Origin of the sequence: Thermomonas sp. HDW16, assembly GCF_011302915.1 — a bacterium.
GTDB lineage: Bacteria > Pseudomonadota > Gammaproteobacteria > Xanthomonadales > Xanthomonadaceae > Thermomonas.
In genome coordinates, this window is sequence record NZ_CP049872.1 from 1,229,671 (window position 1) to 1,241,705 (window position 12,035).

Annotated in this window: 11 protein-coding genes; 1 reads left to right on the forward strand and 10 read right to left on the reverse strand. The window is 65.2% G+C overall.

Features of this window, described 5'->3' with window-relative positions; genetic code table 11:
• Positions 1-8 precede the first annotated feature (8 nt).
• The 10 genes from bamA to rpsB form a co-directional block, all read right to left on the reverse strand.
• On the reverse strand, positions 9-2,474 hold the full coding sequence (gene bamA, locus G7079_RS05655) for an outer membrane protein assembly factor BamA (RefSeq protein ID WP_166056365.1): 2,466 nt from the start codon (positions 2,472-2,474) through the stop codon (positions 9-11).
• Positions 2,475-2,541: 67 nt separating this feature from the next.
• The gene (rseP, locus tag G7079_RS05660) at positions 2,542-3,915 is read right to left on the reverse strand and encodes an RIP metalloprotease RseP (protein WP_166056367.1); all 1,374 of its coding nucleotides are present in this window, start codon (positions 3,913-3,915) and stop codon (positions 2,542-2,544) included.
• A 9-nt stretch (positions 3,916-3,924) separates the two neighbouring features.
• Positions 3,925-5,106, reverse strand: a complete 1,182-nt coding sequence (dxr, locus tag G7079_RS05665) for a 1-deoxy-D-xylulose-5-phosphate reductoisomerase (protein WP_166056369.1) — start codon at positions 5,104-5,106, stop codon at positions 3,925-3,927.
• 7 nt (positions 5,107-5,113) lie between these two features.
• Positions 5,114-5,962 (reverse strand): phosphatidate cytidylyltransferase, encoded by an 849-nt coding sequence (locus tag G7079_RS05670; protein ID WP_166056371.1) that lies wholly within the window; start codon positions 5,960-5,962, stop codon positions 5,114-5,116.
• Complete coding sequence (gene uppS, locus G7079_RS05675; protein WP_255453188.1) at positions 5,959-6,711, reverse strand: polyprenyl diphosphate synthase; 753 nt, start codon at positions 6,709-6,711, stop codon at positions 5,959-5,961. The genes G7079_RS05670 and uppS overlap by 4 nt, the downstream gene beginning before the upstream one ends.
• 22 nt (positions 6,712-6,733) lie before the next feature.
• Positions 6,734-7,291 (reverse strand): ribosome recycling factor, encoded by a 558-nt coding sequence (gene frr / locus G7079_RS05680; protein WP_166056375.1) that lies wholly within the window; start codon positions 7,289-7,291, stop codon positions 6,734-6,736.
• 56 nt (positions 7,292-7,347) lie between these two features.
• Positions 7,348-8,328: a cation diffusion facilitator family transporter gene (locus tag G7079_RS05685; RefSeq protein ID WP_166056377.1), complete on the reverse strand. Its 981-nt coding sequence runs from the start codon at positions 8,326-8,328 to the stop codon at positions 7,348-7,350.
• Positions 8,329-8,377: 49 nt separating this feature from the next.
• Entirely contained in the window at positions 8,378-9,100 is a 723-nt protein-coding gene (gene pyrH / locus G7079_RS05690) for a UMP kinase (protein ID WP_166056379.1), read from the reverse strand.
• A gap of 120 nt (positions 9,101-9,220) precedes the next feature.
• A complete protein-coding gene (gene tsf / locus G7079_RS05695) occupies positions 9,221-10,099 on the reverse strand; it encodes a translation elongation factor Ts (RefSeq protein ID WP_166056381.1) in 879 nt (292 codons plus the stop codon).
• A gap of 109 nt (positions 10,100-10,208) precedes the next feature.
• On the reverse strand, positions 10,209-11,003 hold the full coding sequence (gene rpsB / locus G7079_RS05700; protein WP_166056383.1) for a 30S ribosomal protein S2: 795 nt from the start codon (positions 11,001-11,003) through the stop codon (positions 10,209-10,211).
• Positions 11,004-11,252: 249 nt separating this feature from the next.
• Between rpsB and map the strand changes: the two genes are divergently transcribed.
• Complete coding sequence (gene map, locus G7079_RS05705; RefSeq protein ID WP_166056385.1) at positions 11,253-12,029, forward strand: type I methionyl aminopeptidase; 777 nt, start codon at positions 11,253-11,255, stop codon at positions 12,027-12,029.
• Positions 12,030-12,035: the final 6 nt, after the last annotated feature.

The window sequence follows — 12,035 nt, forward strand, 5'->3', positions numbered from 1 at the left end:
GGCGGCCGTTACAGCTGGCCGCCGAAGGTGAACTGCAACCGTTCGATCTGGTCGCCGTCCTTCTTGCGCAGGGGAATGGCGTAGCTGATCGACAGCGGACCCATCGGTGAACGCCAGAGCAGGGCGATACCGGTGGATGCGCGCAGTTCGCTGGCGCTGAAGTTGCCCCAGCCGTCGTAGACGTTGCCGAAGTCGAGGAATGCGGAAACGCGTGCGGCGGGGCTGTCGAACAGCTTGGGGAAGATCGCCTCGACGGAGCCGGCCAGCAGGAACGAACCACCCAGCGGCTGCCGATAGCCAAAACCGGACGTATAGGACGGGCCAAGGGTGTTGTCGGTGAAACCACGCACCTTGCCCTGCGCGGCGATGCCGCCGGCATAGAAATTTTCAAAGAACGGCAAGCCGCTGGCAGTCACCGTCTTGTCAAAATCAGAGGAAGTCGGCAGGCAGGGATCACTCGGCGCAATGCCAGGTACCTCAGTGTCGAGGATGCCATCACCGTTGGTATCGATATAGGTCGGCGCGGTGTAACAAAGATTCCGTCTGAAGTTCTTGCCGTAGGAATCGCCATAACCCACGTTGATGCCGGTACGTACCACCAGCGCCTGGTTCAGTGGCCAATATTTGCCGAAATCGTAGGACAGTTTGTAGTACTCGACGGTAGAGCCGGGCAAGGCGATTTCCGCCGATAGGTTCTGCGTGCTGCCGACAACGGGCATGAAATAGTCGTTGCGGGTATCGCGGCCCCAGCCAATCTGTCCACGCCACGCGTGGAAAGTACGGTTGCCCACGGCGCTGATATAGTCCAGCAGCGGTGGCGGCGTCGATCCCGGGTACGCAAGAATTTCATTGGTATCCACGCCGAACATGAGCGATACCGAGTCGTTTTCACTCAGCGGCAGGCTCATGAAGACCTGCGCTGCGCCGCTATTGGTCGAATACTGGGCGACGTTGTAGCTGGAGTAGTCGAACTCGCGCCACCACAGGTTGTAGCCGAGCGACAGCCCATCATCCGTGAAGTACGGATTCATGAAAGAGAAGTCGTAACGTTTCTGGTAGGCGCTGCGGGTAACGGCCATCGAGACTCGGTTGCCGCTACCGAGGAAGTTGTTCTCGGACAGCTGCAAGGAGAGGTTAACGCCGGAGAGTTGTGAATAACCGACGCCGGCCGCGATGCTGCCGGAAGTGGTTTCCTTTACGGTATAGGTCACATCGACTTGATCGTCAGTGCCCGCAACCGGCTCGTTCTCGACGTCCACTTCTTCGAAATAACCCAAGCGCTGCAGGCGTACCTTGCCTCGGTCGATCGCTGCCTGCGAATACCAACTGCCTTCGAATTGGCGCATTTCACGGCGGAGCACCGCATCGGCGGTGCGTGTGTTGCCCTTGAACACGATCCGGCGCACGTTGATGCGAGGCCCGGGTTGCACCTGAAAGTCGATAGCGACCGTGCGCTTGTCACGGTCGATCGCGGGAATCGGATTGACCTGGGCGAAGGCATAGCCGATGTTGGACAGGCGCGCCGTGATTGCATTGGTGGCCAGCTCAAGCAGGCCGCGAGAGAACGTACTGCCGGGACGGATGAAGGCAACAATCTGTTCGATTTCTGTCTTCGGCAGGATCGTGTCACCGGATACGGTGGCATTGGAGATGGTGTAGACCTCGCCCTCGCTGATGCCGGCAGTGAGGAACATGTCCTTCTTGTCCGAGCTGATCGCGACCTGAGTCGAATCCAGGCTGAAGTCGACATAGCCGCGGTTGAGGTACCAGGCATTGAGTTTTTCGATGTCGCCGGACAGCTTTTCGCGCGAATACTGGTCGTCGCGCTTGTACCAGCTCAGCCAATTGCTGGTATGCGATTCCCAGTCTTTGGTGATCTCCTCATCGGTGTACTTTTCGTTGCCGACCAGGTTGATATGGCGGATCTTGGCAGCCTTGCCTTCCTTGATGTTGATGGTCAGGTTGACGCGATTGCGATCCAGCCGTTCGACGCTTGGGGAGATTTCGACGCTGTACTTGCCACGATTGTTGTACTGACGGTTGAGTTCCTGGGTGACCTGGTCCAGGTTCAGCCGGTTGAAGGTCTCGCCTTCGGCCAGACCGATGTCCTTCAGGCCCTTGAGCAAATCTTCGGACTTCAGATCCTTGTTGCCGACCAGGGCCAGCTTGTTGATTGCCGGGCGTTCGACCACGGTGATCACCAGGATGCTGCCCTGGTGGTCCAGGCGCACGTCTTCGAAAAATCCGGTCTTGTACAGCGCGCGCAGGGCTTCGGCGGCCTTGGCGGCATCGAGGGTGTCGCCGCGCTCGACCGGGAGATAGGTGAACACGGTACCGGCGCCGATGCGCTGCAGGCCGTCGATGCGGATGTCGCTGACCGTGAACGGTGCGATCGCCGTCTGCGCCCATGCCGGCAGCGCGAGCGCCGAGGCCAGGGCAAGGGTGAGCAGGCGGCGGGACAAGGGTCGGGTCATTCGGGACATCCTGTTGCGGGGCATGTTGCTGGGCGCGTGTGGTGCGCCAGCGGCGGGGAGCGAAGCGTCACGACACCAGGCGCAGGATGTCGTTGTAGAACGCCAGTCCCGTCAGCCCCGCGATCAACGCGAGGCCGAGGTACTGGCCAACGGCCATCGCGCGATCGCCCAACGGGCGGCCCGTGACCAGCTCGATAAGGTAATACAGCAGGTGTCCACCGTCCAAGACGGGAATCGGCAGCAAGTTGAGGATGGCAAGGCTGACCGACAACAGGGCGAGGAAGTTCAGGAACCATGCGGTGCCACCGCTGGCATAGGCATTTGCGGCCTGGGCAATGGCGATCGGGCCCGAGACGGTGTTCTCCACCGAGACTCGGCCGCTGAACGCGCGCCCAATCATGGCGAACAATTGCTTCACCTGGTAGCTGGTTTCGTTGATGGCGGCCGGGATCGCCGCGATCGGGTTCAACCGCAGCACGGCGTCCGGGAGAGGCCTTGCTGATGCGGCATTGCCCACGCCGAGCAGCCAGGAACTGCTGCCGTCCGGATTGTTGCGCCGCATCGGAGCCAGTTCCAGCGCCAGCCGTTCACCATCGCGCTCGACTTCGATCATGCCGGGGCCGCCACGCTTGCCCAGCGCCTCCACCAACGGAGCGATGTCGTCGAAGCTGGCGATGGGCGAGGCGTCGATCGCGGTGATGCGATCGCCTTCGGCCAGCACGCCCCAGGCCGGCATGCCTTCGCTGACCGTGCCCACCACGGCCGGCACCAGTTCATGGCGGGCGGTTAGGCCCACCGCCCGCATCGCCCGCGATTCGTCGAAGGCGGCCGGCAGCTTGTCCAGCGGCAGGGTGTGTGTGCTGTCGCCGCCATCGGCCCGTGCGACGTCTACCTGCACAGGCTGTCGATCCAGCGCCGCCACGGTCAGGGCCATCAACGCCTCGCTCCAGGTCGGGGTGGCGCGGCCATCGACTGCGCGGATGGCATCGCCTTGCTGCAGGCCGGCTTGCGCGGCAATGCCTTCGCTCTTGCCCACGACCGGAGCGTAGTCCGGGCGGCCGATCACCAGCATCGCCCACAGCAGGGCGACCGCCAGCAACAGGTTGGCCAGTGGTCCGGCGATCACGATCGCGATGCGTTTCCACACGTTCTGGCGATTGAAGGCGCGGGCCAGGTCGGCGGCGGGGATGTCGCCCTCACGTTCGTCCAGCCTGGTTTCGTCAAGCATGCTGACGTAGCCGCCCAGCGGGATCATCGCGATCCGGTATTCGGTGCCGTCCTTGCCGATCCGCGACCACAGCGCACGGCCGAACCCCACCGAGAAGCGCAGCACCTTCACTCCGCAGCGGCGCGCGACCCAGAAATGGCCGAATTCGTGGAAGGTGACCAGCACGCCGATCGCGACCAGCATCCACCACAACGATCCGAAGAAGGTGCCCATGGAATGCGATCAGTTCTGGTTGGCGAGGTGGTCGATGCGCGTATGGGCCGCCGCGCGCGCGCGCGTATCCGCATCAAGCAACATGTCCAGTGAATCGGCGGGCTGGGGCGGCATGGCATCCATTGTCGCAGCGACAGTGTCGGGAATGGACAGGAAACCGATCCGGCCCTGAAGAAAGGCTGAAACCGCCTCCTCGTTGGCTGCATTCAGCACGGCGGGCGCGGTGCCGCCGGACTCCAATGCGCGCCAGGCCAACGCAAGGCAAGGGAAGGCGTCGAGGTCTGGGGCTTCGAATTCCAGCTTGCCGCCCTGCGTGAGCAAGTCCAGCGCGCCGACGCCGGAAGCGATCCTGCGCGGCGATCCCAAGCCCACGGCAAGCGCGGTGCGCATGTCCGGCAGGCCGAGCTGCGCCAGTGAGCTGCCGTCGACGAAATCGACGATGGCATGCACCAGCGACTGCGGATGCACCAGCACGCGGATGCGATCCGGGGCGAGGGCGAACAGGTGGTGGGCCTCGATGACCTCCAGCCCCTTGTTCATCAGCGTGGCCGAATCCACCGAGATCTTCGGGCCCATCGACCACTTTGGATGGGCGATGGCTTGCGCCGGCGTGACCGCCGCCAGGTCGGCGCGGCTGCGTCCACGGAATGGGCCGCCGGATGCGGTGAGCGTGACCCGAGTGATCGCCGCGGGGTCGTCGCAACCGGCGATGCACTGGAACACCGCGTTGTGTTCGCTGTCGATCGGCACGATGGTCGCGCCACCATCGCGCGCCGCCTGCATCAGCAGTTCGCCGGCCAGCACCAGCGATTCCTTGTTGGCCAGCAACAGGCGCTTGCCGGCGCGTGCGGCGGCGAGGGTGGACGAAAGGCCGGCTGCGCCAACGATGGCGGCAACCACACTGTCGCAGGCATCGCCCGCGGCCAAGGCATCCAGCGCGGCGGGCCCCGCGTGCGCCAGTGTCGGCAAGCCGGCCTCGCGCAGCCCATCGCGCAGCGCCAGGAAGCGGTTTTCATCGGCGATGACAGCGTGTTCCGGACGATGCCTGCGGCAGAGTGCGACGAGCTCGTTGACCTTGCTACCCGCGGCCAGCACGCTGGCACGCGTTCGTTCCGGGTGACGCGCGATCACGTCCAGCGCGGAGGTGCCGATCGAACCGGTGGCACCGAAGATTGCAACCCTGTGCATCATCGACGCCCTAGAAGCCCAGCCACAACTTTCCGAGTGCGAACACCGGCAGTGCGGCCAGCACGCTGTCCACGCGATCCAGCACGCCGCCGTGGCCGGGGATCAGGTCGCCCGAATCCTTCGCGCCCACGTGGCGCTTGAGCAGGCTTTCGAACAGGTCGCCGACGACCGAGAACATTGCAGTCGCCAGCGCCACCAGCGCGATGCCCGGCAGTTGGCCTGCGCGCACGCCGATCATTTCCGCGCCAACGATCGCTACCACCATCGCCAACACCAGGCCGCCAAGCAGTCCCTCGATGGTCTTGTTCGGGCTGATCCGCGGTGCCAGCTTGCGCTTGAAGAACCTGCCGCCGAAATGGCGGCCGGCGAAGTAGGCGCCGGTATCTGCTGCCCAGACCAGGAACAGCGCCAGCAGCAACCACTTGTGGCCGTTCGGCTGGCTGGCGTGGATCAGGCCCAGCGCGCACCAGGCCGGGATCACCGCCAGCGTGCCGGCCAGCAGCTTGAACGCGCGTGCATGCGAATCATGGTCTGAGGCGAAGTGGTAGTGGCGCATCCACAACAGCGCCAGCAACCACCAGCCCACGCCGATCACCACCACCAATTGCAGTAGCGCGAAGGATCCACCTTGTGCGGAACGCGAACCCCACACCAGCGCCACCATCACCGCCACGTTGCACAGCAGCAGCACCGTGCGGGCCAGGGTGTCGTCGACTTCGGCCAGCTTCAGCCATTCCCATAGCGCGATGAGGAACAGCACGGCGCTGAGTGCGGCCAGTACCGGCGTGGAGACGAACAGCACGCTGAGGATGGCGATCGGCGCCATGATCAGCGCGGCCAGCAGGCGTGTTTTGGTCACGAAGTTTCCCCGGTTGCGTGGCCGGCCACCTGCGCGCTGGTCAGCCCGAAGCGGCGTTCGCGCCCGGCGTAATCGTCCAGGGCGCGCCGCAGTGTGGCGGCATCCACGTCCGGCCACAACGTGTCGGTGAACCACAATTCGGTGTAGGCCAGCTGCCACAGCAGGAAATTGCTGATCCGCAGCTCGCCGCCGGTACGGATGAACAGGTCGGGCGCGGGCAGCTCCGCCAGCGCGACGCGCGTGGAGATCGCCTCTTCGTCGATCTGCTCCGGGCGCAGCCGGCCTGCGGCCACGTCCTCCGCCAGTGCGCGCGCGGCCTGGGCGATGTCCTGGCGGCCGCCGTAGCTGGCGGCGATGCTCAGTTGCAGTTTGGTGTTGCCGGCGGTCAGCGTTTCCGCCGCCTGCATGCGGGCCAGGATCTCCGGCGCGAAACGCGAGCGTTCGCCGATGAAGCGCAACCGCGCGCCAAGCCGGTGCAGCTCGTCGACTTCGCGTTCAAGCGCGCCCAGGAACAGCTTCATCAAGCCGCCGACCTCGTCCGTCGGCCGGTTCCAGTTCTCGCTGGAGAACGCGAACAGCGTGAGCGCTCCGACCCCATTGTCCAGGCAGAACTCAACGCAAGTCTTGACCGCGCGCGCGCCGGCGCGGTGGCCGATGATGCGCGGGCGATGGCGCTGCTGTGCCCAGCGGCCATTGCCATCCATGATGATGGCGATGTGGCGCGGAACGCGCGCTGCGGGAGCTATCACGTGGAAGCGTCGCGATGCCGGCTCAGACCGACATCAGCTCCGTTTCCTTGGTCTTGATCACTTCGTCCACGTCCTTGATCGCCGAGTCGGTGAGCTTCTGGATGTCCTGCTCGGTGCGCGCGCTGTCGTCCTCGGTGATCTGCTTGTCCTTCAGCAGTTCCTTGACTTGGTGGTTGGCGTCGCGGCGGATGTTGCGGATCGCCACCTTCGCGTCCTCGCCTTCGCTGTGCACGACCTTGGTCAGTTCCTTGCGGCGTTCCTCGGTCAGCGCCGGGATGTTCAGGCGGATCACGGTGCCGGCGGTATTCGGGGTCAGGCCCAGGTCGGAGGCCAGGATCGCCTTTTCGACCGCACCCACCATCTGTTTTTCCCACGGGGTGATGATGATCGAGCGCGCATCGCCCACCGCCACGCTGGCCACCTGCGACAGCGGCATGTCGGAGCCGTAGTAGTTCACCTTGATGCTGTCCACCAGACCGGTATTCGCGCGGCCCGTACGGACCTTGACCAGGTTGTGGCGCAGCGACTCGATGCTCTTGGCCATGCGGGCTTGGGCATCTTTCTTGATTTCGTTCAGCATCGCGTCGCTCCGGGGTCCTTGGGTAACCGCGGGATTATAAGCGAGGCCGCCGTTCTCTACGGATGATCGAACTCATCCCCGCCCGCATGCGCGCTGCGGGCGTGATCGTGACCATGCGTGTGTCCATGGTGCGTATCGACGACGTGGCCATGCGGTGCGCGGTCGTTGCAGTCGTGGCCGCTGCCGGTGCCGCGTTCGATCTGCAGGGTCGGGTGGTTGATGCCGAAGCGTTCGTCCAACCCGTCGTTGAGATGATCGATGAAGGCGTCGTGGTCGGCATCGTCCGCGCGGACCAGATGCGCGGTCATCGCGATCTCGCCAGCGCCCAGCGACCAGATATGCAGGTGGTGCACCGCGGACACACCCGATTGCTGCAGCAACCAGTCGCGCACGGCGGCCTGGTCGATGCCGCGCGGCACCGCGTCCATCGCGGCATTGAAGGCATCGCGCAGCAGGCCGAACGAACCCACGGCGACCACCACCGCTACCAGCAGGGCAGTGGCCGGATCCAGCCAGGCCCAGCCCAGCCACCAGATGCCGGCGCCGGCCAGCACCGCCACCAGCGATACCGCGGCATCCGCGATCAAATGGAGGAAGGCGCCGCGGCGGTTGAGGTCGTGGTCGTGGCCATCGCGCACGAACCAGGCCGCGCCGAGGTTGATGACGATGCCGATCGCCGCTACCACCATTACCGGCAGGCCCGGTACCTCCGGCGGCGCGTTGAAGCGGCGGATCGCCTCCCACGCGAGCGCGCCGGAGAACGCGACCAGCAACAGCGCGTTGGCCAACGGCGAGAGCAGGGTGGCGCGGCGCCAGCCGTAGGTATGGCGCTCGGTGGGCGGGCGTTTGGCGATGACGGCCGCGCCCCAGGCCAGGCCCAGGCCGAGCACGTCGCCGAAGTTGTGCAGCGCGTCCGACAGCAGCGCCAGCGAATTGGTGGCGAAGCCGTAACCGGCTTCCAGCACGGTATAGGCGAGGTTGATCAGGGTCACCCACGCGAATGCGCGGGTGCCGTTGTCGTGGGAATGGGCGTGCATCGGCAAAGCGTGACCGCGCGCTGGCGCGGACACAATTACGCGCGGGCGATCAGCTGCGACCCTGCACCAGGGTGCCGATCTTCTCGCCGCGCAGGATGCGCAGCAGCACGCCGGGCTGGGCCATGTCGAAGATGCGCAGCGGCAGGTCGGCGTCGCGGCACAGCGCGAACGCGGCGGTATCCATCACCTGCAGGTTGCGGGCGATCACCTCGTCGTAGCTCAGCGTGTCCAGCTTCACCGCGTCAGCGTGCTTCTTCGGATCCTTGTCGTACACGCCATCGACCTTGGTCGCCTTCAGCAGCAGGTCGGCGCCGATCTCGATCGCGCGCAACGCGGCGCCGGAATCGGTGGTGAAGAACGGGTTGCCGGTACCGGCGGCGAAGATCGCGATGCGGCCCTTTTCCAGGTGGCGCACGGCGCGGCGGCGGATGTAGTCCTCGCAGACGTCATTGATCTTGATCGCGCTCATCACCCGCGATTTGCCGCCGAGTTTTTCCAGCGCGTCCTGCATGGCGAGTGCGTTGATCACGGTGGCCAGCATGCCCATCTGGTCGCCGGTGACGCGGTCCATGCCGCCGGCGGCCAGGCCTGCGCCGCGGAAGATGTTGCCGCCGCCGATCACCAGCGCGATCTCCGCGCCGGCTTCGCGCACTTCCATCACTTCGCGCGCCAGTCGCCCGATCACCTTCGGGTCGATGCCGTAATCCTCGTCGCCCATCAGGGCTTCGCCGGAGAGCTTGAGCAGGACACGGCGATAGGCGAGGTTCGACATGTGCAGGCTCCGGTTGGGTAAACGGCGGAATTCTAGCCGATGCAGCAGGCGGTCTTTCGCGTGGCAACAAAAAACCCGCCGTTGCCGGCGGGTTTCTCGGTATTGCAATGGCGCGGTCGATCAGACCTGCATGGCCTTCGCCACTTCCGCGGCGTAGTCCTCGACCACCTTCTCGATGCCTTCGCCCACCGCCAGGCGGGTGAAGGACACAACGTCCGCGCCAGCGGCCTTGGCGGCCTGCTCGACGGTCTGGTCGGTGTTCAGCACGTAGGGCTGGCCGTACAGGCTGACTTCGTTGACGATCTTGGCGATCTTGCCGCCGATGATCTTCTCGAGGATTTCGGCCGGCTTCTGCTTGTCCTTCTCGGACATCTTGGCCAGTTCGATTTCCTTTTCCTTCGCCACGAACTCGGCCGGCACGTCGGCGGCCTTGTTGTGCGGCGGGTTCATCGCGGCCACGTGCATGGCCACGCCACGCGCGAAATCGGCGTCGCCACCGGCCACTTCGACCAGCACGCCGATCTTGCCGCCGTGCGAGTAGGCAGCCACGTTGTTGCTGCTGTTGATGGCGGACATGCGGCGCACCAGGATGTTCTCGCCCAGCTTGGCGATGGCGGCGGCGCGGGCTTCCTCGACGGTCTCGCCGTTCGGCAGCTTGGCGGACTTCAGCGCTTCCACGTCGGCGGCGCCGGAGGCCAGGGCGGCCTGGGCGACGGCGTCGGTGAAGGCGACGAAGTTCTCGTCCTTGGCGACGAAGTCGGTTTCGGAATTGATTTCGACCAGCACGGCCTTGCCGTTGGCCTGGGCGACCGCGATGCGGCCTTCGGCGGCCACGCGGCTGGCCTTCTTGTCGGCCTTGGCCAGGCCGGACTTGCGCAGGGCTTCGGCGGCGGCGTCGATGTCGCCGTTGCTTTCGGTGAGTGCCTTCTTGCACTCCATCATGCCGGCGCCAGTGCGCTCGCGCAGTTCCTTGACCAGGGAAGCGGTGATTTCAGCCATTGGATTGCTACCTCAAAAAAGGGCGTTGGGCGGGCCGTGGCCCGCCGATGTGATGCGGAATTCCATGCGACGCAGCCGCGCACTGTGGCGCGGCCACGTGACCGCAGGATTACTCGGCCTTCGGCGCGGCCTTCTTGGCCGGGGCGCGGCGGGCCGGCTTCTTGTCCTCGCCTTCGACGGCGGCGGCGAAGTCTTCCTCGCGAACGCTGGCGGCCGACGGCGCGGCAGCCTTGCCTTCCAGCACGGCGTCGGCGGCGGCACCGGCGTACAGCTGCACGGCACGGATGGCGTCGTCGTTGCCCGGGATGGCGTAATCGACCAGGTTGGGGTCGTAGTTGGTGTCGACCACCGCGATCACCGGGATGCCGAGCTTCTTGGCTTCCTTGATGGCGATGTCTTCATGGCCGATGTCGATCACGAACAGCGCGTCCGGCAGGCGGTTCATGTCCTTGATGCCGCCCAGGCTGGCTTCCAGCTTGTCGCGCTCGCGGCGCAGGCCCATCACTTCGTGCTTGACCAGCTTCTGGAAGGTGCCGTCGGTTTCCGCGGCTTCCAGTTCCTTCAGGCGGGCGACCGACTTCTTCACGGTGGCGAAGTTGGTCAGCGAGCCGCCCAGCCAGCGCTGGGTCATGTACGGCATGCCGCAACGGGTCGCTTCTTCCTTGATCGGGTCGCGCGCGCTGCGCTTGGTGCCCACGAACAGGATGGTGCCGCGCTTCTGCGCCACGCCGCTGATGAAGTTCATCGCGTCGTTGAACAGCGGGACGGTCTTCTCGAGGTTGATGATGTGGATCTTGCCGCGGGCGCCGAAGATGTACGGGCCCATCTTGGGGTTCCAGTAGCGGGTCTGGTGGCCGAAATGGACGCCGGCTTCCAGCATCTGGCGCATGGTGATCTGGGGCATTGCAGTAACTCCGATGGTTGGAACCCGCGCCGGAAATGGAGGCGCTGCGCCATTGAAGACGCTGGATCCCGGGGTTGGGCCTCCCTGCCGTCACTGCGTCCGAACTCCTTGCGGAGCACCCCGGCGCAGGGGTTGTCGACAGGTGTGGATTTGTCGGTGTCGCCCGACATGGCGGCGATAAAGCCTTGAAATTATGGCTGAATCCCGGGGCTAGCGCAATCCGGGGGGCGGATCGGCGATAATCCGGCCATGAGCATCGACCTGAAAACCGCCGCCGACCTCGAAAAGATGCGCGAAGCGGGCCGCCTGGCCGCCGAAGTGCTGCAGGTCGTCGCCCCGTTCGTGAAGCCGGGCGTGACCACCGAGGAACTGGACCGCATCTGCCACGACCATATCGTGAACGTGCAAAAGGCGATCCCGGCCAACGTCGGCTACCGCGGCTTCCCCAAGACCGTGTGCACCTCGGTCAACAACGTGATCTGCCACGGCATCCCCAGCGAGGCCAAGGTCCTCAAGGACGGCGACATCGTCAATATCGACGTCACCGTGATCAAGGATGGCTGGCACGGCGATACCAGCCGCATGTACTTCGTCGGCACGCCGTCGGTGATGGCCAAGCGCCTGGTCGACGTGACCCGCGAGGCCATGTTCCGTGGCATCCGCGCGGTCAAGCCCGGCGCAACCTTGGGCGATGTCGGCCATGCGATCCAGCAATACGCCGAGGCCGAACGCTTCAGCGTGGTGCGCGAGTACTGCGGCCACGGCATCGGCAAGGTCTACCACGACGATCCGCAGGTGCTGCATTACGGGCGCCCGGGCGAGGGCGTGGTGCTGAAGGAAGGCATGACCTTCACCATCGAGCCGATGATCAATGAAGGCGCGCGCCACACCAAGGTGTTGCCGGACGGTTGGACCGTGGTCACCAAGGACCGCAAGCTGTCCGCGCAGTGGGAGCACACGGTGGCAGTGACCGCCGATGGCGTGGAGATCCTGACCCGCCTGCCGGGCGACGACAACGATCTGTGAGCACGC